This is a genomic window from Burkholderia sp. IO2 (assembly GCF_029522185.1).
GTDB lineage: Bacteria > Pseudomonadota > Gammaproteobacteria > Burkholderiales > Burkholderiaceae > Burkholderia > Burkholderia cenocepacia.
The window spans coordinates 17,314-43,035 of record NZ_JAKWFH010000062.1 but is presented as its reverse complement, the minus strand read 5'-3'; the positions used below and the strand labels follow the sequence as shown (position 1 = coordinate 43,035).

General features: G+C 67.2%; 21 protein-coding genes. 12 read left to right on the top strand and 9 right to left on the bottom strand.

Annotated elements, in window-relative coordinates; translation table 11 throughout:
* Window positions 1–132 precede the first annotated feature (132 nt).
* Complete coding sequence (locus tag MMB92_RS29735) at window positions 133–1,479, top strand: MFS transporter (RefSeq protein WP_006483286.1); 1,347 nt, start codon at window positions 133–135, stop codon at window positions 1,477–1,479.
* Window positions 1,480–1,643: 164 nt separating this feature from the next.
* On the opposite strand, the gene MMB92_RS29730 is transcribed toward MMB92_RS29735, so the two are convergent.
* Entirely contained in the window at window positions 1,644–2,810 is a 1,167-nt protein-coding gene (locus tag MMB92_RS29730) for a pyridoxal phosphate-dependent aminotransferase (protein WP_058903935.1), read from the bottom strand.
* A 54-nt stretch (window positions 2,811–2,864) separates the two neighbouring features.
* On the opposite strand from MMB92_RS29730, the gene MMB92_RS29725 reads away from it, so the two are divergent.
* On the top strand, window positions 2,865–3,515 hold the full coding sequence (locus tag MMB92_RS29725) for a GntR family transcriptional regulator (protein ID WP_241277093.1): 651 nt from the start codon (window positions 2,865–2,867) through the stop codon (window positions 3,513–3,515).
* A gap of 775 nt (window positions 3,516–4,290) precedes the next feature.
* Window positions 4,291–5,340: an HNH endonuclease gene (locus MMB92_RS29720; RefSeq protein WP_112750341.1), complete on the top strand. Its 1,050-nt coding sequence runs from the start codon at window positions 4,291–4,293 to the stop codon at window positions 5,338–5,340.
* Between the two features lie 306 nt (window positions 5,341–5,646).
* On the opposite strand, the gene MMB92_RS29715 is transcribed toward MMB92_RS29720, so the two are convergent.
* On the bottom strand, window positions 5,647–6,222 hold the full coding sequence (locus MMB92_RS29715) for a DUF308 domain-containing protein (RefSeq protein WP_062911741.1): 576 nt from the start codon (window positions 6,220–6,222) through the stop codon (window positions 5,647–5,649).
* A 292-nt stretch (window positions 6,223–6,514) separates the two neighbouring features.
* Here MMB92_RS29715 and MMB92_RS29710 point away from each other — a divergent pair, with 292 nt between their 5' ends.
* On the top strand, window positions 6,515–7,990 hold the full coding sequence (locus MMB92_RS29710; protein WP_277563135.1) for an HD domain-containing phosphohydrolase: 1,476 nt from the start codon (window positions 6,515–6,517) through the stop codon (window positions 7,988–7,990).
* 177 nt (window positions 7,991–8,167) lie between these two features.
* Here MMB92_RS29710 and MMB92_RS29705 read toward each other — a convergent pair whose 3' ends face one another.
* The 7 genes from MMB92_RS29705 to MMB92_RS29675 form a co-directional block, all read right to left on the bottom strand.
* Window positions 8,168–9,649 carry an MFS transporter gene (locus MMB92_RS29705; RefSeq protein ID WP_277563134.1) on the bottom strand — a complete coding sequence of 494 codons (1,482 nt, stop codon included), beginning with the start codon at window positions 9,647–9,649 and terminating at the stop codon, window positions 8,168–8,170.
* 50 nt (window positions 9,650–9,699) lie between these two features.
* Window positions 9,700–10,296, bottom strand: coding sequence for a TetR/AcrR family transcriptional regulator (locus MMB92_RS29700; RefSeq protein WP_034203507.1), 597 nt, complete (start codon window positions 10,294–10,296; stop codon window positions 9,700–9,702).
* 131 nt (window positions 10,297–10,427) lie between these two features.
* The gene (locus MMB92_RS29695; RefSeq protein ID WP_034203508.1) at window positions 10,428–11,900 is read right to left on the bottom strand and encodes an NAD-dependent succinate-semialdehyde dehydrogenase; all 1,473 of its coding nucleotides are present in this window, start codon (window positions 11,898–11,900) and stop codon (window positions 10,428–10,430) included.
* Between the two features lie 110 nt (window positions 11,901–12,010).
* Window positions 12,011–12,502 (bottom strand): winged helix-turn-helix transcriptional regulator, encoded by a 492-nt coding sequence (locus tag MMB92_RS29690; protein ID WP_034178445.1) that lies wholly within the window; start codon window positions 12,500–12,502, stop codon window positions 12,011–12,013.
* Between the two features lie 85 nt (window positions 12,503–12,587).
* Window positions 12,588–13,988, bottom strand: coding sequence for an aspartate aminotransferase family protein (locus MMB92_RS29685; protein WP_241277091.1), 1,401 nt, complete (start codon window positions 13,986–13,988; stop codon window positions 12,588–12,590).
* A gap of 160 nt (window positions 13,989–14,148) precedes the next feature.
* Window positions 14,149–15,075, bottom strand: a complete 927-nt coding sequence (locus MMB92_RS29680; RefSeq protein ID WP_006498158.1) for a glyoxylate/hydroxypyruvate reductase A — start codon at window positions 15,073–15,075, stop codon at window positions 14,149–14,151.
* Between the two features lie 12 nt (window positions 15,076–15,087).
* Window positions 15,088–15,948 (bottom strand): GNAT family N-acetyltransferase, encoded by an 861-nt coding sequence (locus tag MMB92_RS29675; RefSeq protein WP_277563133.1) that lies wholly within the window; start codon window positions 15,946–15,948, stop codon window positions 15,088–15,090.
* 415 nt (window positions 15,949–16,363) lie between these two features.
* Here MMB92_RS29675 and MMB92_RS29670 point away from each other — a divergent pair, with 415 nt between their 5' ends.
* The 8 genes from MMB92_RS29670 (at window position 16,364) to MMB92_RS29635 (ending at window position 25,721) form a co-directional block, all read left to right on the top strand.
* On the top strand, window positions 16,364–17,032 hold the full coding sequence (locus tag MMB92_RS29670; RefSeq protein WP_034203511.1) for a haloacid dehalogenase type II: 669 nt from the start codon (window positions 16,364–16,366) through the stop codon (window positions 17,030–17,032).
* Window positions 17,033–17,463: 431 nt separating this feature from the next.
* Window positions 17,464–19,047, top strand: a complete 1,584-nt coding sequence (locus tag MMB92_RS29665; protein ID WP_006482802.1) for an ABC transporter substrate-binding protein — start codon at window positions 17,464–17,466, stop codon at window positions 19,045–19,047.
* A gap of 79 nt (window positions 19,048–19,126) precedes the next feature.
* A complete protein-coding gene (locus tag MMB92_RS29660; RefSeq protein WP_277563132.1) occupies window positions 19,127–20,080 on the top strand; it encodes an ABC transporter permease in 954 nt (317 codons plus the stop codon).
* 30 nt (window positions 20,081–20,110) lie between these two features.
* Entirely contained in the window at window positions 20,111–21,070 is a 960-nt protein-coding gene (locus tag MMB92_RS29655; protein WP_012493727.1) for an ABC transporter permease, read from the top strand.
* The gene (locus tag MMB92_RS29650; RefSeq protein ID WP_277563131.1) at window positions 21,070–22,938 is read left to right on the top strand and encodes an ABC transporter ATP-binding protein; all 1,869 of its coding nucleotides are present in this window, start codon (window positions 21,070–21,072) and stop codon (window positions 22,936–22,938) included. Before MMB92_RS29655 ends, MMB92_RS29650 begins: the two co-directional genes overlap by 1 nt.
* 139 nt (window positions 22,939–23,077) lie before the next feature.
* Window positions 23,078–24,412: an FAD-dependent oxidoreductase gene (locus MMB92_RS29645; protein WP_077189013.1), complete on the top strand. Its 1,335-nt coding sequence runs from the start codon at window positions 23,078–23,080 to the stop codon at window positions 24,410–24,412.
* A 23-nt stretch (window positions 24,413–24,435) separates the two neighbouring features.
* Window positions 24,436–24,867, top strand: coding sequence for an AraC family transcriptional regulator (locus MMB92_RS29640; protein WP_006481886.1), 432 nt, complete (start codon window positions 24,436–24,438; stop codon window positions 24,865–24,867).
* A 119-nt stretch (window positions 24,868–24,986) separates the two neighbouring features.
* Window positions 24,987–25,721, top strand: coding sequence for a cupin domain-containing protein (locus MMB92_RS29635; RefSeq protein ID WP_012493729.1), 735 nt, complete (start codon window positions 24,987–24,989; stop codon window positions 25,719–25,721).
* Window position 25,722 lies beyond the last annotated feature (1 nt).

The following is a 25,722-nucleotide window of genomic DNA, read 5'->3' as shown; positions in this document are numbered from 1 at the left end:
AGCTGTGATTCGAGCTTAACGGCTCGCAGGAGACACAAGCTGTGCCGTAGCCGCCAACCGGCAAAGCAGCGCGCCAAACGGCGCGCCACCACTGAAGTTTGAAGCAAATCGAAGATATAAGGAGACAGACCGATGCCATCCATCACGCAGGCCGCTGCCGCACCGGCCGCGGCCGATTCGTCCGAAGACGCCCTTTACCGCAAGGTCATGCGGCGCATCCTGCCGTTGCTGTTGCTCTGCTACGTCGTGGCCTATCTGGATCGCGTCAACGTCGGCTTCGCGAAGCTGCAGATGCTCGACGACCTGAGCCTGAGCGACAGCGTCTATGCGCTCGGCGCGAGCATTTTCTTCTGGGGCTATTTCCTGTTCGAGATGCCCAGCAACCTGTTGCTGCACCGCTACGGCGCGCGCTTCTGGATCGCGCGGATCATGATCACGTGGGGCATCGTGTCGTCGTCGATGGCGTTCATCGTGCCGCTCGCGCAGTTCTTCCACGTGCAGACGACCACCATGTTCTACACGCTGCGTTTCCTGCTGGGGCTGTGCGAAGCCGGCTTTTTCCCCGGCGTCATCCTGTACATGAACTACTGGTTCCCGGCGCGCCGCCAGAGCGTGGCGATGTCGGGCTTCCTGGTGGCGATCCCGCTGAGCCTGACGCTGGGCAGCGTGGTGTCGGGCTGGCTGATGGAACAGACGCACGGCCTGTCGGGCATGAGCGGCTGGCAATGGATGCTGCTGCTCGAAGGGCTGCCGTCGATCGTGGTGGCGTTCATCGTGCTGGCCTGCCTCGGCGACGGCCCGCAGTCGGCGAAATGGTTGTCCGCCGACGAAAAGGCGGTGCTGTCGCGCAACCTCGAATCCGAAGCCGCGCACAAGTCGCACAGCATCGGCGCCGCGCTGCGCAGCCCGCGCGTCTGGCTGCTCACCTTCATCCTGCTGACCTTCAATACCGGCTTCTACGGGCTGGCCTTCTGGCTGCCGTCGATCATTCGCGCGTCGGGGGTGCACAGCCCGCTGCACATCGGTGTACTGACGGCCATTCCGTACCTGACGGCGATCTTCGCGATGGTGTGGAACGCGTCGCACTCGCGCAAGACCGGCGAACGCCGCCTGCATGCGGCGATTCCCGCGCTGATCGGCGGCGTCTTTCTGATCCTGAGCGCGGCGTTTGCCCACAACGTGGCGCTGTCGATCGTATTCCTGACCATCGCCACGTGCGGCATCCTCGCGCTGATGCCGATCTACTGGACCTTTCCGGGGCAGATCCTGTCCGGCACGGCCGCGGCCGCCGGCATCGCGCTGATCAACTCGGTGGGGAACCTGTCCGGCTTCACGGGCTCGATGATCACCGGCGTCGCGAAGCAGATGACCGGCGACATCAACAACGGGACCTATGCGCTGGGCGCCTGCCTGCTGGTCAGTTGCGTGCTGATCGCGTCGATTCCGCGCGACATCCTGCGGCCGCCGGCGGGGCGGTAGGGCGTTCGCCCGGCGTCAGGTCCGACCGGGGCCGGGGCATCGCGCCGCCCCGGCGCCGGATGGATCGCGTCACGTGGAGTGATCTCGCGTGAGTGTGCTCGACCATCACGGACGGACTTCCGGACACCTCCAACCGCGCGACTCCGCTTTCTCGCGAGCAGCCGTCAGGCGCCGTCCAGTGCGAAGCGCACCTTGTCCCCGAGCGTGCGCAACCGCTCGACCGGTTCGTTCGCGAACACGAAACGGATATACGCGTCGCCGTGGGCAACGCCCCATCCGGCCATGGCCGTCGCGCATACGCCGTGGCGCAGCAATCGCTCCGACATCTGCGACCCGGTCAGGCCGAAATCGGACACGCGCAGCAGCATCGACCAGCCGCCCGCCGGCATGCCGAACGGGAGCCCCGACAGTTGGGCGGCGACCGTATCCCGCCGCCTCTCGAGTTCGCTCACGTAGCCAGGCAGATCGGATGCGGAATGGTCGAGCGCGACCGCCGCGGCCTCCTGCGCAATGCCGACCGGCACCACGACATTGGCGAGCGACACGGCCACGAGATCCGGAATCAGCCATTGCGGCGCGACGATCCAGCCGACCCGCCAGCCGATCATGCGCAGCTCTTTCGACGCCGCGCCGACCGTGACCGTACGCTCCGCCATGCCGGGCAGGCCGGCGGGATGGATGACCGTGCGTCCATCGAAGAGCAGCCGTTCCATCGCGCTGTCGAGGATCAGCAGCAGATCGTTCTGCACGCACAGGCTCGCGATCAGCTGCCAGTCGGACGCATCGAAGAAGCCGCCCGAAGGCATCGACGGAGACATCAGCAGCATGGCCCGCGTCTGCGGACCGATCGCTGCCCGCAGCGCGGCCTGGTCCAGCTTCCATTCGCCGCCCGGCGTGAAGACGAACGGTACTTGCCGGGGCACGCCGCCCGCAAGGCGGACGCGGTTCAGCAGACCTGCGTAGGTCGGATCGGTGACGATGACTTCGTCGCCGGTCTCGACGGTGGCGAGCAGCGTGTTCAGAATGCCGGAGAGCCCGCCCGCCGACACCACCACCTGGTCGGCCGTGAAGCGCTGCCCCGACAGCGCCGACACGTGGGCGGCAGCGCTCGCGCGTAGCAGATCCTGACCGACGAATGGCAAATAGGAGTTGGCCGAGTCTCGCTGGATGGCCTCTCGGGTGACGGCGAGCGCCTCCGAGGTGGGCGGGATGTCGGTATCGAGATTTTCGAGTCGCAAAAGGTCGACGTCGGCATGATCGGCGATCGAACCCATGCGATCGACGCCGATGCCGGCGATGTGCTGCAGGCGCACAGGACGGTGGTGGCGCATCGGAGCCTCCGATTTTGTTACAATTTAATAGATAATATATGCATGGTGGTCGGGATGAACTTTGAAGTCAAGGACGATCGCTCGCTGGCCGATCGGATCGCCGTCGCATTGGCGGACCGCATCATCTCCGGCGTCATCGCGCCGGGAGAGTGGCTGCGTCAGGACCACATCGCGGCAGAGTTCGGCGCGAGCCATGTGCCGGTACGCGAGGCGTTCCGACGGCTGGAAGCGCAGGGGCTGGCCGTGGTGGAGCCGCGACGCGGCGTGCGGGCGGCGCCGCTCGAGCCGGCGGACGTGCTCGAAATGGCCAAGATGCGCGCTGCTTTCGAGGCGCTGGCGCTGCGCGAGGCAATGCCCGCGCTCGACGCACGTGCGCTGGAGGAACTCGATGCGATCCTCGATCAGGAGTCGGCAGCGCACGGCATAGCCGTGCTCGGCACGCTGAACCTGAGGTTTCATCGCGCATTGACCGCGCGGTGCGGGATGCCGCGGCTCATCGACGCAATCGGCGACATGCATCGGGCCAGCTCACGGCATCTGTACGCGACGTGGCAGCAACTTGACTGGCAGGATCGCTCGAACGACGAGCATCGAAACATCGTTCAGGCGATACGCAATGGTGACGTGGACGCAGCGTGCGCGGCTTTGTCCGCGCACATTCTGGCGGCGGGGGATGCGCTGGCGCAGGCGTTGCGTAGGGGGTAAGGACAGAGATCGAGCCGGGCGGCATCGGCCGGTCCGAAAGGTGGGCTTTAAGAATGGCTAGTCTCTTCTCCGAGGCGGCTGCAGCCAAACGTCGGAGCATCCGGTCAGGAACGGTCATTGATTGTTCACGGAAATGCAAGTGTGATCCAACCTGCAGTGATAAACGCCGACGAATTGACCGTCCGGGCGGAAATGCCTTACTGCCACTTGCTTTGATGTGCACCTATGATTCAGTTCGTAGACGGCGGCAATCATGCAAGGCAACCGCGTGGAGCCCACGATGCGGGATCTCATACAAGGATTCATGCGACTCCCCAAACCGCCATCGATGTCGCAGTCGCACTATACTCGCTATCGACTGACGCTGGCCGCGCCCGATAAAATCCCCCGATAGCCATCGCTGCGAGTGGACAGCGTTTTCGCATGGCGTTTGAAGCGAACTTCCGGGACCGGATGAAGCCGGGAGGTTGGGGGGGCGATTGAGATTCTGCTCTTTGCCGACGAGTCACGTCATCTAGTCGATGTCAAAATAGACTATTGCGGAAACGGCGTGCCTATGCCTGAAAGTATAGATCTGGAAGTCATGCCTTATAACGTCTTCGTCAGCGAATCGCACACTTAGAATTGAGCGTGAATTCTCTCTACTGAGCAGATGGAGTGGATGCAATGGCCCGGCGACAGTCGATCGCGTTGGGCGGCAATCGGCCCAAACCGTACATTCGCAAAGTGGTGGTCACCCTGAATCTAAATACGCAAAGAAAGGTGAAGTCTGAAGATGCTGGAGCAAACATATAAGGCTCTTAAACCCACAAGGCTCGAGAAAATTTACGACCTCGTAAAGGCCGCAGGCGTAGATGTCGCTCTATGGGAAAAAAGCGTGGTGGACAATCGAGCACTGAACCCATATAGCAACAGCTATCGCAATTCACAATGGGCCTTTGGTGGTGGCAATGAGCCACTTGTAGCCTGCATCTGGTGGCGTGAGATTGCCATCAAGGACATCGGGCTTGTCCTGGAGGGAAGCTCCAAGGCCGACGTAGAGCGTATGAGCGACAGCCTCGCAGTGAAGGGCAAAGACCCGAGTATTGCGATGAAGCTGCGCAACAAAATCACGAAGGCCCAGCAATTTGACCGGCTGGTGTCTGAAGCTTACAGAAAGCGCAAACCTGTCAGAACTGCCATTTTGGACGGCAAGCTCTCAGTAGATGACGAGTCCGACCCATCATCCGCAGAAGCTAGAGAGCTAGATCTTCTCGAATGGTTCGTACATGAGTATGACCCTTTTAGTGGTCGGTACCTCATGGTGCGTAATGTCCCGATGCCGTCAAGAATCGTTTCAGACCCATTTGATGATGCTGAGGACCCAGCAGATGACAAAGCATTCCAAGAGTTCATGAGCAACTCCCCTCTCAGCGAAACCGAGAAGGAAGCTGTAATCAAGACACGTGTTGGTCAAGGCTACTTCAGGGACCAGCTACTGAAACGATGGACAGGTTGCAGCGTCACAAAAGTCACTGAACCGTCTATCCTAGTTGCTTCGCACATCAAGCCTTGGCGGGAGTGCACCACTAGAGCAGAGCGACTTAGCCCAGACAATGGGCTACTGCTTTCACCAACACTGGACAAGCTCTTTGATCGAGGACTCATCTCATTTGACGAGAACAACCGCTACACGATTCTCATAAGCAAGAAGCTTGGGGCATTTCAGGCGAGTGAGATGCATCTTCTGAATCAGAAGATTCGCCCACACAGCTACGAGGGCATGAGGCCATACATGAAGTACCACCGCGAAAACGTGTTCATAGACAACATCGCACAGCAGTGATTCCCTGACTTGCACTTGCCTCGCTGTTTATCGTCCTTACCGGTCGCGGAAATGCTCCAGCAGCCCCTGCGTTACAAGATATGTGGTGTCTGCTATGGGTCGTTCAGACCCGTTCGTGTTGTTCCGCAACTGCAATTCACGGCCGTGTGCAGGTCCTGACGTCGGATCTGCGCGGGACTGCGAAATAACCCCCGCTTTTCACTACTCCGATCGTATACACGAGTTAATGCGGTGCACACACGTGACCTTGCTTGCAAGCACGGCGGCCGCGACCCTCGGCGCGACATCTTCACTCTGACCGACGACTCACGACACGCTGCGCCGCATCCCCCGCACCTGCAGCCAAATGGCGGATATCAGGAAATAAAGCGCACCGACTCCCGCGTAGCCCGCGATCTTGACGATCGCGGGTGGCATCGGCGCATGGTTTTGGACAATGAAGAACAGCCCGGCCAACGCCGATTGCGCTCCGCTCAGGATCATCACCCACTGTGCGCCGGCATGCTTCCAGCGCCGCACGGCGGTGCCGAGCTGCAGCGCGCCGGAGAGCATCGCCCAGACGCCGAACACCGCAAGTACCGCGGACAGGCCCGCATTCAACGCCGGAAATACGGCCAGTGTCGTGACGACGCTGATCGCGACGTTGGCCGCCTGCGTGCGGTTTGCCGCCATCCCGCCGCTGCGGGACAGGTCGACGAAATTGGCGAGCGCATCCCAGGCCGGATAAACGACCAGCAGCACCGCCGCGCCGGCTGCGCTGTGCCGGCCGACGGAAAACGCCAGCGCGACCCAGATCAGCGAGAACACCGCGCGGGAAAAGTAGTACCGTTTCAGCCAGTGTTCGTCGGCAGGGGGACGGAATTCGGGGTAGCGGTCAATCATTTGCATTCCTTCGTATATTGAATCGTCGTTCCGGCCGGCATGCAGGGCGTCCGCCATGCGGATTCGGATGCGGCGCCGACCGGATTTCCAGTGCGCCGAGTATCGCAATCGCCGGGGCCGGCCGCCATCGGTCAGATGTCCGATGGCCCATTCCACCGGCGGCAGGCTCTGGTCCAGGCGAACATCGCATCGGGGCGGCCCGCGGCGCGCCGCCGACGCGCATGCTCGTGCACGCCGCGACGCCGTCGCGTATGATCGTTTTCCCGCTCCCGCGAATGTCTCCACCCGCCCGATGTCCGACGCCGAAGCCCGTCACGCCCCGCTGCGCATCGTCGACGCCGTACGCGCGCTGGCCTTCATCGGCGATCTCAGCATGGGCCAGCCGACCGACCATTCGCCGCGTACGAGTTGGTTGGCGGCGCAGCTCGCGCACGCGGCGCGATTCGATGCAGCGGTGTGCGATACGGCCCGCGAGGTGGCGCTGTTGCGCTGGTCGGGCTGCACCGCGAATGCGGCGGGTTTCGCGCAGGTATTCGGCGACGACGTCGCGATCCGCGCCGCGATGCTCGAGAGCCGGCCCGGCATGGCCGAAGCGATCGGCGGCGCGGGCGTCGCGATGATCCCGCTCGCGCAGATTCATTGCGAAGTGTCGGGCGAGGTCGCGCGAATACTCGGTCTGTCCAACGCGACGGAAACCGCGCTGCGGCACATTTTCGAAAGCTGGGACGGCAACGGGCTGCCTGCGCGGCTCGCGCGGGAACAGGTGCCGGCCGCCGTATCGATCGTCGCGCTTGCGGGCGACCTCGACGTGTTCAGCCGCACCTACGGCATCGAACGGGCGCTCCAATTGATCGGCCAACGCGCGGGGGCGCGCTATCCGGCCGTGCTCGTCGAGACGGCCGAGCGTGACGCACCGCGCTGGCTGGCGGCGCTCGAGCACATGGCGCCCGCCGAACTGGACGCCGCATTGGCCACGCCGGACATGCAGGGCGCGACGTCCGCCGAATTGATCGCGGACGTCATCGATCTGAAACTGCCGTGGATGACGGGTTTTTCGCGTTCGGTCGCCGCGACGGCGGCCGCGTGTTACGGCCGTCTCTCGCCGGACGAGGCCGCGCGCGAACGCGTGTACCGCGCCGGCCTGATTCACGGCATCGGCCGGGCCGCGGTACCGAACGACGTGTGGAACTTGCCGACGCGGCTGCCCGCGAGCGCCTGGGAAAAGGTGCGACTCGTGCCTTACTGGACCGAGCGCGCCGGCAGGCAGACCGGCGCGCTCGGCGAAGCCGCGGTGCTTGCGTCGTATGCCTATGAACGGCAGGACGGCTCGGGTTATTTTCGCGGCGCGCGCGATGCGGCGCTGACGCTGGAAGCGCGCGTGCTCGCGGCGTCGCTGGCATGGGTCGCGTTGCGCTCGGCGCGTCCGTGGCGCGCGGCGCTGAGCGATGCGGCCGCCGCCGACCAGTTGCAGGAAGAAGCGGCCTGCGGCCGGCTATGCGGCGACGTGGTGGCCGCGCTCGTGACGGGCGGAGCGCCTGTGCCCCGGCGCATCGCGCCGCGCGCGTCGGGCGCTGGACCGCGCCTGTCCGCGCGGGAAATCGACGTCCTGCGGGCGATCTCCCGCGGCGCGAGCAACAAGCAGGTCGCGCAGGCGCTCGCGATGAGTCCGAGCACGGTGCGCACCCATGTCGAGAAGGCGTTCCGCAAGCTCGAATGTTCGACACGCGCCGCGGCGACCCTCAAGGCGTCGGCGCTGGGGCTGCTCTGACGCCATCCACGACGCCGATTCGCTTGCGTGTGCGCGCGGACGCGCGAGAACACGTGCGTGATGTGCCGATCGGGTTCGATATCGGTGAACGCATCGATATCGGCCATGACATCTGCCGTCTTCGCGGCAGCGAACGCGGCGTCCAGCGCTGCGCTGTTTACAGGCGACGACGGGCGATTACGGCCGTTTGCGTTCAGGGCCGAAGCCCGGACGGACGGCGGCCCGCATCGACGGGTGCGCGGCGGGTGCGCGGGCGAGCGAGATGCCCAGCGCGGCGCCGACGGCGAGGAACAGCGAGATCGACAGGAGTGCGACGATGAACGCGTGCGCGATGGCCGCCGGGTCCTGGCGCGTGCCGAGCGTCGTATAGAAAATGCCGCCGATGATCGCCACGCTGAGCGACGTGCTAACCTGCAGCGTCGAGCTGGCGATGCCCGCGATCATGCCGGACAGCGCCGGTGCGACGCGCCCCGTCACCATGCGCATCAGCGTCGGCAGCGCGAGCCCTTGTCCGAACCCGATGACGAAGAGCGCGGCGGCGAGCGGCACGGCAGCGAGCGGCATCCCGACCGGCGTGGCATCGATCAACCCCGCGAGGCCGACGAGCCCGACGATCTCCAGCCCCATGCCGAACGGATTGACGTAAGCGCCGATGACACGTGTGCAGAACGGCGTCGACAACGGGCCGAGCAGGAACCCGACGCCGAACGGCAAGAACACGAGGCCCGCGCTCAGCGCGTCGACGTGCAACGCATTCTGCAGATACACCGAGAACAGCAGGAAGAACGCGCCGATCGAGTACAGCAGCAGCGCGATCAGCAACGCGCGGCCCAGCCCCGGTGCGCGCAGCGCGGCCGGATCGAGCAGCGGTGCGCCGTCGCGGCGGCCGAGCCGGCGCTCGTAGCGCCAGAAGAACGCGGCGAGGGCGGGCACCGCGAGCAGCGACCCCCATGCCCATACCGGCCAGCCTGCTTCGCGCCCCTCGATCAGCGGCACGATCAGCGCGCCCAGCGTCAGCATCGACAGCGCGGTGCCGCCGAGGTCGAGCTTGCGCGCATGCTGCGCCCGCGTTTCCTTCAACAGCGGAATCCCGAACAGGACGACCAGCATCGCCAGCGGCAGGTTGACGAGGAAGATCGTGCGCCAGCCCAGGTTCAACAGATTCAACGAGATCAGGATCCCGCCCAACGCCTGCCCGACCACGGCCGCGAGGCCGAATACCGCGCCGTACAAGCTGAGCGCGAGCGGCTTTTCCGATTCCGGAAAGATCGCCTGGATCGACGCGAGCGCCTGCGGCGCCATGATCGCGGCCGTCACGCCCTGCAACGCGCGGCCGACGATGAGCGTCCACGGCGAACTCGCGAGGCCGCACAGCGTCGAGGCGATCGCAAAGCCGATCAACCCGAGGAAAAACACGCGGCCGCGGCCGAACAGGTCGCCCAATCGCCCGCCGGTGATCAGCGTCACCGCGTACAGGCCCGCATACGATGAAATGACGAGTTGCTCGGCCGACGACGAGGCGCCCAGTTCCGCGCGGATCGACGGCAGCGCGACATTGACGATGAAGAAATCCAGCGGCGGCAGGAACGCGCCGACGAGCAGGACCGAAAACATCGCCCAGCGACGCGGGTCGGGTGAAACGGGGTCATTCCGTGACATGGGCGGCTCTCCATACGGAACCAATCGGTTCCAAATCGGGTAAAAAAATATCAGTCGAGAATGCGCATCGTGCGATCGACCAACGCGAGCACGTCGGGCTCGGACATACCGGTTTTGCCCAGCACGCGCATGCCCTCGATCTGGCAGACGAGCAAACGCGCCAGCACCTGTTCGTCCTGCTCGGCGATCTCGCCGCTCGCCTGGCCGCGGACGATCGCACCGGCATAGAGCTGCTGCAGCCGCCGGAACATGCGCCCGGTGCGTTCCGCGACATCCGCGTCGCGCGCGGCCAGTTCGGTGGTCATCGCGACCGCGAGACATCCGCGCCGGCCCGCGTCGCCAACGGACAGGCGCGCATAGCGCAGCAGCGAATCGCGAATCGCATCCTTCACGGCACCGGGTTGCGACAGGATGTCGGCGGTCGCCTTGAGCCCATCGGCCATGTACAGGTCGAGCGCCGCCAGCAGCAGCGCCTTCTTGTCGCCGAACGCCTTGTAGAGACTGCCGCGCGACAAGCCGGTGCCGGCGATCAGGTCGGGCAGGGACGCGCCTTCATAGCCGCGATCCCAGAAAACGTCCATCGCGTCGCGCGCGGCGTCGCTCAGTTCGAATTCGCGGGGACGGCCCACGCCAGCCGGATTTGCCATTGATCGGTTTCGCCATCGATGCGGTGCCAAAGTTGGATGCATTATATGGACCGATCGGTTCCGATGTCAATGCGCGTGACTGGACCGGACACGGCGACGGCCGTCCTTGCGGACGGCGCGGGTTCATCCGCTCAGTCGAGCCCGCCCTGGCACAGGTACTTGATCGACAGGTAATCGTCGAGGCCGTAGCGCGAGCCTTCGCGGCCGTAGCCCGATTCCTTCACGCCGCCGAACGGCGCGGCCTCGCTCGCGAGCGCGCCTTCGTTGATGCCGACGATGCCCGTTTCGAGCCGCGCCGACACGCGCGCGATGCGCCGCACGTCCTGCGTGTAGAAATAGGCGGCGAGCCCGAACGGCGTGTCGTTCGCGGCGGCGACCGCTTCGTCCTCGGACGCGAAGCGAAACAGCGCGGCGATCGGGCCGAAGGTTTCCTCGCAGGTGAGCTGCATGTCGGCGGTCGCGTCGACGAGCACCGTCGGCGCGTAATAGTTCGCACCGAGCTCGGTCAGGCGCTTGCCGCCCGTGAGCACGCGCGCGCCGCGTTCGATCGCATCGCCGACGTGGCGTGCGATCTTGTCGACCGCGCGCGCGTTGATCATCGGGCCGATCTGCGCGGCCGGGTCGGTCGCCGGCGCGACCTTCAGCGCGGCGACGCGCGCGGCGAGCTTCGCGGCGAACGCGTCGTAGACACCGGCCTGCACGTACACGCGATTCGGCGACACGCAGGTCTGCCCGCCGTTGCGGAACTTGGCGGCCATCAGCCCGTCGACCGCGGCCTCGAGCTCGGCGTCGTCGAACACGATGAACGGCGCATTGCCGCCGAGCTCCAGCGACAATTTCTTCAACGTCGCCGCCGATTCGCGCGCGAGCAGCTTGCCGACCGGCGTCGAGCCGGTGAACGTGATCTTGCGCACGCGGCCGTCGGCGAGCCAGTCGGCCGCCGCGTCGACGCCGCGCTCGCGCGACGCGGCGATCAGGTTCAGCACGCCGGCCGGCACGCCGGCTTCCTGCGCGAGCAACGCGAGCGCGAGCGCGGTCAGCGGCGTGTCCTCCGCCGGCTTCGCGACCACCGTGCAGCCGGCCGCGAGGGCCGGCGCGATCTTGCGCGCGATCATCGCGAGCGGGAAATTCCACGGCGTGATCGCGGCGACGATGCCAATCGGCTCCTTCACCGCGCTCAAGCGCTTGCCGCGCTGCTGCTGCGGGATCAGGTCGCCGTACGTGCGCGTCGCTTCCTCCGCGAACCACAGCACGTACGACGCACCGTACGCAACTTCGCCACGCGCCTCGGCCAGCGGCTTGCCCTGTTCGCGCGACATCAGCTTCGCGAGATCGTCGGTGTGCGCGACGATCGCCGCATGCCAGGCACGCAGGATCGCGGCGCGTTCGCGCGCGGGCGTCGCACGCCACGCGGGCAGCGCGCGGGCTGCCGCGTCGGTCGCCGCGCGTGCGTCGGCGGCGCCGCTGTCGGGTACGTGGGCAACGGTTTCGAGCGTGGCGGGATCGGTGACGGCGAAGCGGCGGCCGTCGAGCGCATCGCGCCAGTTGCCGTCGATCAGGTTGGCGGTGCGAACGAGTTCGGTGCGGGACAGCGTAAGCGGCATGACAGATCCTTGAATGAGGCGGTTCGGTGACGCTGGTTGAGCGGTGTGGGCGCGCGGCTACCCCGCGCGGACAGCAGGCTGCCGCGTTCGGGGGTGACGCACGCCGCGTGTCAGTGACGTTCGCCGAACAGCGATTCGAGCGGGTAGTGCCGTTTGACGAACGGCGACTTGATGATCACGTAACTGAAATACTTCTCGATGCCGATGTTCTGCTCGAGCAGCCCTTCGACGATCGTCTGGTAATGGCTCACGCTGCGCGTGATGAACTTCAGCAGATAGTCGTAGCCGCCGCTCGCGAGGTGGCATTCGACGATCTCGTCGACGGTGCGGATCGCCGCGACGAAGCGGTCGAAATCCTCGCGCCGATGATCGGCCAGCGTGACCTCGGTAAATACGACCTGCACGTCGCCGAGTTTCTCGAGCTGGATGTGCGCGCCGTAGCCGCCGATGTAGCCGGCCTTCTCGAGCCGCTTCACGCGGATCAGGCACGGACTGGGCGACAGCCCGACCGCATCGGCCAGCTCGACGTTGGTCATGCGGCCGCGCTTTTGCAACTGGGAGAGGATGCGCAGGTCGATGCGATCCAGCTTGCTGTCCGTCATGTTCACGTGAAAGAGCAAAAATGGAATGTCCGGTTACTTTAGAGACGAACGATGACCGCTACAAGCCCGGCTTTCCCTTGGCCCGTCAGGCCGGTTGCGCATGCGCGGCGTCGAGCGCGCGCTGCACGCCGGAATCCGCCAGCACGTCGTCGAGCGTCTTGCGCACGCGTTCGAACATCAGGTCGAACTCGCCGGCAGTGAAGCTCAGCGCCGGCGCAAAGCCGAGCACGCCGTCGCCGAACGCGCGGAACACCACGCCGTTCGCGTAGGCGGCGGCCGCGATCCGGTCCGGCACGTTCAGCGCCGGGTCGAAGCGCGTCTTGCGTGCCTTGTCGGCGACCAGTTCGAGCGCGCCGAGCAGGCCGACCGAGCGCGCGTCGCCAACGAGCGGATGCGCGCGCAGCGCGTCGAGTCCCGCGGCGAAGCGCGGCGCCAGCGCCTGGCCGTTCGCGAGCAGCCCGCCTTCGTGATAGAGCTTCAGCACTTCGAGGCCGATCGCCGCGCTCACCGGATGCGCGGAATACGTATAGCCGTGGCCGACCGCGGGCGCATCGGCGCGGTGGCCCGCGATCCCTTCGTAGATTTCGTCGGACATCAGCACCGCGCCCATCGGCGCATAGCCGGCGGTCAGCCCCTTCGCGACGGTCATCAGGTCCGGATCGACCTGTTCGGCCTCGCACGCGAACAGCGGGCCGGTGCGGCCGAAGCCGGTGATCACCTCGTCCGCGACGAACAGGATGCCGAGGCGCCGGCACGCGTCGCGCATCGCCTTCAGCCAGCCGGCCGGCGGCACGATCACGCCGCCGGAACCCTGCACCGGCTCGCAGAAGAACGCGGCGACATTGTCCGCGCCCAGTTCGGCGACCTTCGCTTCGAGCGCGGCGACCGACGCGGCGATCAGCGCCTGCGGATCGTCGCCGAGCGGATGGCGGTACGGGTAGGGCGACGGAATATGGTGCTGGTCCGCACGCGGCAGGTCGAAATGACGGTGAAACGCCGGCAGCGCGGTGAGGCCGGCGCCGATCGACGACGAGCCGTGATAACCGCGCTCCAGCGCGATCATCTGCTTTTTCGACGGACGGCCGGTCGCGTTGAAATAGTGCGTGATGAAGCGCACGGCGGAGTCGATCGCGTCCGAGCCGCCGAGCGTGAAGTACACGCGGTTCAGCGACGGCGGCGCGAGCGCGGCGAGCCGTTCGGCGAGCTCGATCGCCGGCTGCGAGCCGAAATGGAAATAGCCGGTTGCGTAGGGCAGCTTGGCCAGCTGGTCGGCGGCGGCTTTCACGATGCTGTCGCGGCCGTAGCCGACGTTGACGCACCACAGGCCCGAGAACGCGTCGAGCAGCGTATGGCCCGCGGCATCGCGCAGGAACACGCCGTCCGCGGATTCCAGCACGGTGACGCCGCGCGCCTCGTGCGCACGGTAGTTGACGACGGGGTGGATCAGGTGTTGACGATCGGCTTCGATCAGCGCGGCTTGGTTCATGGGAAGGCGGGGCTCTCGTCAGGTGTCAGCGGTGAGTTCATGCTAACGGGCAAGCCATCCGCATGCGTCTTCAATTTGCGGTCCGAAACGTATGCGCGCGGCGTTTGCACCGGGCGCTTCGGCATTTTCTGCTGCGCGCCCCGCAGGCCGGGCCCGCACGTCAGTAGCCGCGTGCGCGATCGACGACGCCGATCATCGGTTGTCCCGCGCGATGGCGCGCGAGATTCGCGAGCACCGCGTCGACCGCGGTGTCGGGTCGCGTCGCGCTGGCGATGTGCGGCGTGATGCGAATGCGCGGATGTGTCCAGAACGGATGGCCGGCCGGCAACGGTTCGGGGTCCGTCACGTCCAGGATCGCGCTGTCGAGCCGGCCGCTCGCGAGCGCCGCGAGCAGCGCGGGCGCATCGAGCTGCGGGCCGCGCCCGACCTGCACCAGCGACGCGCCGGCCGGCAGCGCGTCGAACACGCGCGCGCCGAGCAGGCCGCGCGTGCCGTCGGTGAGCGGCAGCAGGCAGATCAGGATGTCGGTGCGGGCCAGGAACGCGTCGAGCGCGGCATCGCCTGCATGACAGTCGACGCCGTCGAGCGTGCGCGGCGTGCGGCTCCAGCCCGCGCACGGGAAGCCGAAGCGCCGCAGCGTGTCGAGCACGGCCTGGCCGAGCGTGCCGAGCCCGAGCACGCCGATGCGTCGCGACGCGGCCGCGCGCACGGGGCGCTCGCGCCACACCTGATCGCGCTGCTGCGCCGCGTAGTCGAACAGGTCGCGATGGATCGTCAGCACGGCCTGCGTCACGTATTCGACCATTCCTTCGACGATACCCGGCTCGATCATCCGCACGACGGGGATATGCGGCGGCACGCGCGACAGGTCGAACTGATCGATGCCGGCGCCGACCGAGAACACGACTTCGAGGTTCGGCAACAGCGCGACCGGATCGTCCGGCGGCTGCCATGCGGCGAGATAGCGGACGGCGTCGGCGTCGCCGAGGTCCGGCCAGATCCGGAACGGCAGGTCGGGCGCGCGTTGCGCGAAGCGCGCCGCCCACTGCGCGCCGCGCACCGGATCGGCCTTGTAGAGAAAACTCATCGTGCGCCCCGCTCAGCCGAGCGCCTGGTTCACGATCGCGAACGCGCGCAGCGCCGGGTCGCGTGGCGGCGTCGTGCCGCGCGCCATCGCGACGACCGTATCGACGCGCGGCAACCCGAGCCCCTGCAGCCAGTCCGACAGCCCGCTGTCGCCCGGCACGTCGAGCCGCACGAACATGCCCTCGTGCAGCGCGAGCCAATGGCTGATCAGCGCTTGCGCGCGCAGCGCATCCGGCGCGATCACCGGGCCGATCACGTGGCCGCGGCCGAACCGGCGGAACAGCGCGAAACCGAGCAGCTCGCCGTCGCGGTCGATCGCGATCCCGTTCGCGACGTCGAGCAGCGCATCGATCACCGCACCGCGTTCGTAGCCGGCCGCGCGCGACGCGAGCGCGGCGAGCCGCGGGCCGTCGTTGGTGCCGAGCGGACGCAGGCGCTCGCCGGGCGGCAGCGAGATCAGCGGCGGCTGGAACGCGGCGCCCTGGTGCTGATCGATCGTATCGATGACGTCGAAGCCGAACTTCGCGTACAGCGGCTCGCCGGCCGGCGTCGCATGCAGAAACACGGTCCGCGTGCCGAAGCTGTCGACCACGCGGGTGAGCAGTTCGCGGCCGATGCCGCAGCCCTGGCGCTCGGGCGACACGATGACCATGCCGAGCGACGCGTGCGATTCGCCGAAGCGCCAGCCGAGCGCGGTGCCGACGATGCCGGTTTCGTCCTCGGCGACGAAGCCGCTGCCGAGCTGGAATACGAAGCGCCAGTCGTCGAGCCGGTGCGGCCACTTGACTGCTTCGGACAGTCGATGGGCGGCGGGCAGGTCGGCTTCGGTGAACGGGCGATAGATGAGCGTGCGGGAAGGATTGAGGTCGGACACGCCGGACTCCGGATGGGTGGAAATGACCTGTTCACTCTGCCAGCGCGGCGGCGGCACGGATAGGACGATTCGCCTGTTTTCCGGCGGCGGCCCGGCGCTCGGGATCGACGCCGATCCGCTCGGCCGGCACGAACGCATCCGCCCGTCGTGCCGACGCGTCACATGAACTCGATCGTTCCTGCCGCGAGCGTGCCGCTACGACGAAAGCGCGATGTCGCGGCCGTTGCGGCGGGCCGCAGCGGCCGGCGCCGCCGGACGCGCCGCATATCGTGCTGCCCGCGCCGCGCAACACGCGACGATTCTGCGTTTCGGACGGCGCCAAACGACGCGCGCGGGGCTTTTTGCCCTGATTCAATTTCGTACAACCCAGCCCGTCCCCGGCCCGCCGGGGGCTTCACACCGACAGGACGTCATCATGATCCAGTTTGAACCGAAGTACATCACCTTCGACTGTTACGGCACGCTGACCCATTTCCGGATGGCCGAGACGGCGCGCGAAATCTATGCGGACCGGTTGTCGCCGGCCGCGATGGAGGCATTCGTGCGCGCGTTCGCCGCCTATCGGCTCGACGAGGTGCTCGGTGCGTGGAAGCCGTATCGCGATGTCGTCGTCAACGCGATCCGCCGCACCTGCGCGCGGGTCGGCGTGACGTTCGACGAAGCCGAGGCCGAGCTGTTCTATCGCGCGGTGCCGACCTGGGGCCCGCATCCGGACGTGCCCGCCGGGCTGTCACGGCTGGCGACGAAGTACAAGCTCGTGATCCTGTCGAACGCGATGGACGAGCAGATCATGAGCAACGTCGACAAGCTCGGCGCACCGTTCCACGCGGTGTTCACCGCGCAGCAGGCGCAATCGTACAAGCCGCGGATGCAGGGCTTCGAATACATGTTCGACAAGCTCGGCTGCAAGCCCGAGGACGTGCTGCACGTGTCGTCGAGCCTGCGCTACGACCTGATGACGGCCGAGGATCTGGGAATCAGGCACAAGGCCTTCGTGAATCGCGGCCACGAGCCGGGCACGCCGTTCTACAACTATTACGAAGTGTCGGACATCGGCCAGCTCGCGACGCAGCTCGGGCTGTAAGCGACGCGTTTCCCCGGTGCGGTGCCGCGCACGCCTGGTGCCGCCTGTCGCGATCCCGGGAGAAACACGCGCAATGCGGCAGGCGGCCGGCATCGCCACGTCGCGCGAGCCTGCACGCATTCGCGTCGCGCCTGCGGGATCAACGCGTGGATGCCGGCGAACAATCCTCTGAACTTTCACGTGCGCGCCGGCATGCGGCCGGCACCCGCCGACGGTCCCCGGCGCACGCAGCAAATCATGCTGCGCAGGCCACCCAAAACGGTCGATTCGTATCGTGAGGGCGGCCCGAATCGGGACAACCGGCATTTTGGCGATGCTTAAATGAATTGCATGTGCACGGCGTCGCGCCCGCCACCAGCAAGCGGGCGCGGCGGGATCGAACAACCACGCTGGACCCTATGACCCACTTTACACAGTCAGGAGCAGTTCGGATGAGCGACGATATCGACAATGGCGGCAAGGGCGGCTTCACGCGCCGCGACATGATGCGGGTCATGGCGGCGAGCGGCATGATGGCCGTCGGCGGCGGCGGATTGCTGACGAGCGCGCAGTCGGCATTCGCCGCGCCCGCGCCGAAGCGCGGCGGCAAGATCCGGGTCGCGAACGAATCCAGCTCGACCGCCGATACGCTCGACCCGGCCAAGGGCTCGACGGGCGCGGACTACATCCGCTTCTTCATGTTCTACAGCGGCCTCACGCAGCTCGACGGGAGCCTCACGCCGCAGATGAATCTCGCCGAGTCGTTGCACACGACCGATGCGAAGACCTGGATCATCAAGCTGCGCAAGGGCGTCACGTTCCACGACGGCAAACCCGTTGGCCCGGCCGACGTGGTGTTCTCGCTGATGCGCCACAAGAACGCGGCCACCGCGTCGAAGGTCAAGCCGCTCGCCGACCAGTTCGCGGACGCGAAGGCGAGCGGCCCGGACGAGGTCACGCTCACGCTCGCCAGCGCGAACGCCGATCTGCCGGTCATCCTCGCGACGCCGCAACTCGTGATCGTCAAGGACGGCACGACCGATTTCGCGACCGGCATCGGCTGCGGCCCGTACAAGCTCAAGTCGTTCAAGCCGGGCGTGTCGACCGTCGGCGTGCGCAACGACAGCTACTTCAAGCCGGGCATGCCGTATCTCGACGAGATCGAACTGATCGGCATCAGCGACAGCGCCGCGCGCCTGAACGCGCTGCTGTCGGGCGACGTGCACCTGATCAACGCGATCGACCCGCGCTCGACGCAACGGGTCGCGTCGACGCCCGGCTATGCGCTGAAGGAAACCAAGTCGGGGCTCTATACCGACCTGATCATGCGCAGCGAAAGCCCGATCACCGCGAATCCCGATTTCGTCGAGGGGATGAAGTACCTGTTCGATCGCGAACAGATCCGCTCGGCGGTATTTCGCGGCTATGCGGTGATCGGCAACGACCAGCCGATCCCGCCGGGGCATCGCTACTTCAACGCGTCGCTGCCGCAGCGGCCGCACGATCCGGACAAGGCGAAATTCCTGTTCCAGAAGGCCGGCGCGCTCGGCACGGCGCTGCCGCCGATCTATGCGACGTCCGATGCGAACGGGTCGATCGAAATGGCCGTGCTGCTGCAGCAGGCCGGCCAGAAGATCGGGCTGAACCTGCAGGTCAACCGCGTGTCGCCCGACGGCTACTGGTCGAACCACTGGATGAAGCATCCGCTCGGCTTCGGCAACATCAACCCGCGCTCGAGCGCCGACGTGCTGTTCACGCAGTTCTTCAAGTCGGACGCCGCGTGGAACGAGTCGGGCTGGAAGAACGCGAAGTTCGATCAGCTGCTGCTCGCCGCGCGCTCGGAGACCGACGATGCGAAGCGCAAGCAGATGTACGGCGAGATGCAGACGCTCGTCGCGCAGCAGGGCCGGGTCGGCATTCCGGCGTTCATCAGCTTCCTCGACGGCTACGACAAGCGGCTCGCGGGCCTCGGGTCGATCCCGACCGGCGGGATGATGGGCTTCATGTTCGCCGAGTATGTGTGGTGGAACGCCTGACGTCGATACGTGACGCCGCCGCGCGGCCGCAGCGGGCCACCGCCCCGGTCGCGCGGGATCTTTCCCGGAGTGCCGTTTCATGAATCGAATCCTGCTTGGGCTGATCGGTCGACGCATCGCGGTCACCGCGCTGACGCTGCTGATCGTGTCCGCGATCATCTTCACGATCACGAACCTGCTGCCGGGCGACGCCGCGCAGGCCGCGCTCGGCCAGTCCGCGACGCCGGAGACGGTCGCCGCGCTGCGTGCGCAGTTCGGTCTCGACATGCCGGCGCACGTGCGCTACGTGCACTGGCTCGCCGGCTTGCTGCACGGCGATTTCGGCCGCTCGCTGTCCGGCGACATGCCGGTGTCGGAGATGATCGGCGGGCGGTTGCCGAAGTCGCTGGCGCTCGCCGCGATCACGACCGCCGTGTCGGTGCCGATCGCGCTGCTGCTCGGCATTCTCGCGGCGGTCAAGCGCGAGTCGGTGGTCGATCGCGTGATCAGCCTCGGCACGCTGTCGCTCGTCGCGACGCCGGAATTCCTGATCGCGACGGTCGCCGTGCTCGTGTTCGCCGTCAAGCTGCACTGGCTGTCGGCGCTGTCGTACAGCGGCCCGATCGACAGCTTCCACGACTTTCTGCGCGCGTATGCGATGCCGGTGATGACGCTGTGCGCGGTCGTGATCGCGCAGATGGCGCGCATGACGCGTGCCGCGGTGATCGAGCAACTGAGCGCGTCATATGTCGAGATGGCCGTGCTCAAGGGCGCGAGCCCCGCACGGGTCGTGCTGCGTCATGCGCTGCCGAACGCGATCGGGCCGATCGCCAACGCGATCGCGCTGAGCCTGTCGTACCTGCTTGGCGGTGTGATCGTCGTCGAGACGATCTTCAACTATCCGGGCCTCGCGAGCCTGATGGTCGATGCCGTCGGCAACCGCGATTTCCCGTTGGTCCAGGCATGCACGCTGATTTTCTGCGTCGCGTACCTGATGCTCGTGCTGTTCGCCGATCTGTGCTCGATCGTGTCGAACCCGCGACTGCGGACCTGAGTGTCCCGTTTTTCTTCCGAGATGCCGCCCATGCACCCGACCGAACCCGTTCATCGCAGCAGCGCGCTGCCGCCGTCAGGCGAACCGCGCGCGCCGTGGGGAGGCGCGACGCCGCCCGCCGCGCCGTCCCCCGACCAGCCCCGCAAGCGCCGCGGCGCACGCATCAGACTGACGACCGGCGGCCGCGTCGGCCTGTCGATGGTCGGCCTGATGCTGTTCATCGCGGTGTTCGCGCCGCTGCTCGCGCCGCACGACGTCGGCGCGATCGTCACGCCGGATGTATTCGCGCCGTTCGGTGCGAAGCTGCCGTTCGGTTCCGACTTCCTCGGCCGCGACATGCTGAGCCGCATCCTGTACGGCACGCGGCTGACCGTGCTGCTCGCGCTGGCCGCGGTGCTGCTCGCCGCGCTGACCGGCACGACGCTCGGGCTGCTCGCGACCGTGTCGGGCCGCGCGGTCGACGAGACGATGAGCCGGCTGCTCGACGCGCTCACGTCGATTCCGTCGAAGATGTTCGCGCTGATGTTCGTCGCCGCGTTCGGTTCGTCGCTGCCGCTGCTGGTGCTCACCGCCGCGGTCAGCTACATGCCGGGCTCGTACCGGATCGCGCGCGCGCTGGCCGTCAACATCAGCACGCTCGAATTCGTGCAGGTGGCAAAGGCGCGCGGCGAGAGCGCGCTGTACATCGCGTGCGTCGAGATGCTGCCGAACATGATCCACCCGATGCTGGCGGATACCGGGCTGCGCTTCACGTTCGTCGTGCTGCTGCTGAGCGGCCTCAGCTTTCTCGGCCTCGGCGTGCAGCCGCCGTATGCGGACCTCGGCTCCCTCGTGCGCGAGAACATCGCGAGCCTCGGCGACGGCTCGGCCGTCGCGATCATGCCCGCGGTCGCGATCGCGATCCTGACGGTGGGCGTCAACCTGTTGATCGACGGTCTGCCGCATCGCGGCCGCCGCAAGGGCGCGGCCGGCGCCGCCGGAGGACACTGATGCGACACGAATCGAACCCGCTCGTCGAGGTGCGCGGGCTGCGCGTGGTCGGCGGCCGACCGGGCGGCGAGGAAACGACGATCGTCCACGGCGTCGACTTCGAGATCGGCCGGGGCGAGGTGCTCGCGCTGATCGGCGAATCGGGCTCCGGCAAGACGACGATCGCGTTGTCGCTGATGGGCCATGCGCGCGCCGGCTGCCGGATCGCCGGCGGCTCGGTGAAGCTCGACGGTACCGACGTGTGCACGCTTTCCGCAGCGGCGCTGACCGCGCTGCGCGGCCGCAAGGTCGCGTATATCGCGCAGAGCGCCGCCGCCGCGTTCAATCCGTCGCGCACGATTCTCGACCAGGTGATCGAGAGCGCACTGATCCACAAGACGATGACGAAGCGCGACGCGCAGGCGAAGGCGATCGAGCTGTTTCGCGCGCTCGCGCTGCCGGAGCCGGAGACGATCGGCAAGCGCTATCCGCACCAGGTCTCGGGCGGGCAGTTGCAGCGGCTGATGGCCGCGATGGCGCTGATCACCGATCCGGAACTGGTGATCCTCGACGAGCCGACCACCGCGCTCGACGTGACCACGCAGATCGACGTGCTGCAGGCGTTCAAGCGCGTGATCCGGCGCTACGGGATGAGCGCGGTGTACGTGTCGCACGACCTGGCCGTGGTCGCGCAGATGGCCGACCGGATCGTCGTGCTGAGCGACGGCGTGATCCGCGAGGCGGGTGCGGCCGAACAGATCCTGCATGCGCCGACGCATCCGTACACGCAGAGCCTGATCGCGGCGGTCACGCCGAACGATGCCGAACGTGGCGGGGAAGTGCGACGACCGGCCGCGCCGGCGCCGCTGCTCGACGTGCGCGGCGCGATCGCCGGTTACGGCGGCCGCGCGGCGAACGGCTGGCCCGCGAAGGTGATCCTGCATGAAGTCGACCTGCGCATCGGGCGCGGGCAGACCGTCGGCGTGATCGGCGAATCCGGTTCCGGCAAGACGACGCTCGCGAAGGTGATCGCGGGCCTCGTGCCGGCGACCGGCGGCGAGATCCTGCTCGACGGCGTGCCGCTCGCGCGCGATATCGGCAAGCGCACGAAGGAGCAGCATCGCCGCGTGCAGATCGTGTTCCAGAACGCCGATACCGCGCTCAATCCGGTGCATACCGTCGAGCGCACGCTCGCGCGACCGCTCGCGTTCTATCACGGGATCAAGGGCGCGCGTGCGCGGCAGCGCGTCGCGGAACTGCTCGAACTCGTGCGGCTGCCGCCGGCGGTGGCCGCGCGGCGTACCGGCGAATTGTCCGGCGGGCAGAAGCAGCGCGTGAATCTCGCGCGGGCGCTCGCCGCCGAACCCGACCTGATCCTGTGCGACGAGGTCACGTCGGCGCTCGACACCGTGGTCGGCGCCGCGATCATCGAACTGCTGCGCGACCTGCAGGCGAAGCTCGGCGTGTCGTACGTGTTCATCACGCACGACATCGCGAAGGTGCGCGCGATCAGCGACGACATCGTCGTGCTGTATGCGGGCCGGCGCGTGGAGACGGGCAGTCGCGACGCGCTGTGCGCGCCGCCTTATCACCCGTATTCGCATCTGCTGGTGTCGTCCGCGCCGGAATTGCGCGCGGGCTGGCTCGACGATGCGGCCGAGCGCTGCCATCGTCCGCTGGTGCCGATCGGCGAGCGCGAGCACGAGGCCGAGCTGTGTCCGTTCCTGTCGCGCTGCGCGATGCGCGTGGACGGCGTGTGCAACCGCACGGCCCCGTCGCTGCGCACGCTCGGGAACGGCGCGCAGGTGCTGTGCCATCGCAGCGAGGAGGATCTCGCGCGCTTTCAGGCGGAGCCGGCGCCCGCGGGTGTCACGCCGGTGCAGCTGTAGTCCGTGGCGCGCGAACCGTGCGTCGCGCGGCGCGGTGAACGGCCCGCCGCATAGTCTGCTGCGGCGGTCGCGCAAAACGGCGATTTGTACGCGTGCCGCGCGCGAATACGCGGCAACTGCGGTTTTTGACGGTGATTAAATGATTCGCATTGAACGGTCGCCGATCGTCGTTGCGGGAATGCTCGAGAAGAATCCGATGAAACTGGAATCGTACTGGCTGGATACCCGTCCCGCGTTTCGCGCGGGCAGCGTCGGGCCCGTCGAAGGGCGGGCCGACGTGGTCGTCATCGGTGGCGGTTTCACCGGCTTGTCGGCGGCGCTCGCGCTCGCGCAGCGCGGCGTCTCGGTGGTCGTGCTCGAAGCCGTGCAGGTCGCGAGCGAAGCGTCCGGCCGCAACGGCGGCCAGTGCAATACGGGCGTCGCGCAGGACTACGCGTCGCTGGCTGCGCGCATCGGCGCCGCGCAGGCGAAGCAGTTTTATCTCGCGTACGAAAGCGCGGTGAAGAGCGTCGAGACGATCGTCACCGAACAGGCGATCGACTGCGATTTCCGGCGAACGGGCAAGCTGAAGCTCGCCGCGAAACCGCAGCATTTCGCGGGGCTCGAAAAGACCTTCAATGCGTTGCGGCGCGACGTCGATCCGGACATCGAGCTGATCGAGCCGTCGCGGATCCGCGATGAAATCGCGTCCGACGGCTTTTACGGCGGGCTCCTGCAGCGCAACGGCGCGCAGATGCACATGGGCAAGTTCGGCGTCGGGCTCGCGCAAGCGGCCGTGCGGGCCGGCGCACGCGTGTACGAGCAAGCGGCCGTCACACGGCTCGACCGGCTGGACGGCGAGCGCCACCGGATCACCTGCACGCGCGGCACGATCGTCGCCGATCGCGTGCTGGTCGCGACCGGCGCGTCGCAGCACGGGCCGTTCGCATGGTTCCGGCGACGCATCGCGCCGGTCGGCAGCTTCATCGTCGTGACCGAGCCGCTGCCCGACGCGCAGTTGAACCGGCTGTTTCCGCAGCGCCGTGCGTACGTGACGTCGCGCCAGATCGGCAACTATTTTCGCGTGACGCCCGACAACCGGCTGCTGTTCGGTGGCCGCGCGCGTTTCGCGATGTCGAGCCCGCGCTCCGACGCGAAGAGCGGCGACATCCTGCGCGCCGGCATGGCCGGCTATTTCCCCGAGCTGGCCGGCGTGCGGCTCGACTATTGCTGGGGCGGGCTGGTCGACATCACCGCCGACCGGCTGCCGCGCGCGGGCCAGCACGACGGGCTCTATTACTCGATGGGCTACAGCGGGCACGGCGTGCAGATGTCGGTGCACATGGGCCGCGTGATGGCCGACGTGCTGTATGGCGCGGCCGCGTCGAACCCGTGGCGCGCACTCGACTGGCCGGCGATACCCGGCCATTTCGGGCACGCGTGGTTCCTGCCGCTCGTCGGCGCGTATTACCGGATGCAGGATTTCCTGCATTGAAGCGAGCGCCGGGAGAATTCGACATGACAGTGCAATTCGTGGGCTCGCCGCGTGTCGCGCGGCCCGTGTCGCCGGCGATCGGCGACGTGCTGCGCACGATCGACGCGTCGTTCGCGCAGCCGCTGAACCTCGACACGCTCGCGGCGGTGGCCGGGTTGAGCGTGTCGCGTTTCACCGCGCGCTTTCGCAGCGAAACCGGTCTGTCGCCGCACCGGTATCTGTGTCTCGTGCGAGTGCGGCGGGCGCAGGACCTGCTGCGCGCGGGTCTCGCGCCGTCGATCGTCGCGACCGACGTCGGCTTCTTCGATCAGAGCCACCTGTGCCGGCATTTCCGGCGCGTGCTCGGGATCACGCCGCGCGACTACGTGGTCGCCCGAACGGCCGGCGCGCCGGTGCGAGCGCCATCGACGCGCGTGCGCGGCGAACGCCGCGAAGCGTCGTGTCACGCGGCATAGGCGCACGCATGGACGACATGCGCCGCCGAGGCGTTCCGGCAGGAGCGCCGGCGAACGACGATTTCCGATATCGCGTGACGGCTTCGAACCAGGTCGCCACGCATTGCACAGGAGCAGAAATGACCGCAGTTTTCGTGTTGCACCGGGCCGACGGCGCACCGTCTTCCACCGCCTTCCGCCAGCAGGGGTTCGGCGCGAGCGATCCGTTCGCGGCGCATCGCGAGATTGCGTGGGAAGGCCCCGACGCGATGGCCGCCGGGCGCATCGCCTTCGTGGGCGCGCTGGACGTGGCGAGCTTTCCGCACGTCGAAACCCTCGTCGTCGTCGAAGGCGAGTTGACGCTCGAAGCGGCCGGCGCCGCGCCGCTGGTGCTCGGTCCGCGACAGGGTGCCGTCATCGGCTGCGGCACCGCGCTGCGCATCGCCGCGCAAGCGCCCGTGCGGCTGACGTTCTGCGCGGCGGCGTGCGAGACACCGACGAAGCAAGGTCTCTTCGCGCTGTACGCCGACGCGGACTTCAAGCCGTCCGCGACGCTGCCGGCCGAGGTGCTGCTCGGCCCGGCGCCGCAATGCCGCAGCGACAACGTGTTCACCGACGACGCAGCCGGGTACTGCGCGGGCACGTGGGATTCGACGCCGTATCACCGGATCGTCCGGCCGCATCGCGCCAACGAGTTCATGTTCCTGCTGGACGGCGGCGTACGGTTCGCCGCGCCCGACGGCAGCGTGCTGGCGCTCGGCGCCGGCGATGCGCTGTTCGTGCCGCGCGGCGCGTCGATCGGGTGGGAAAGCAGCGAACGCGTCGCGAAGTTCTACGTGATGCAGACCGTCAACGCCCCCGTCGAGCGAGACTGAA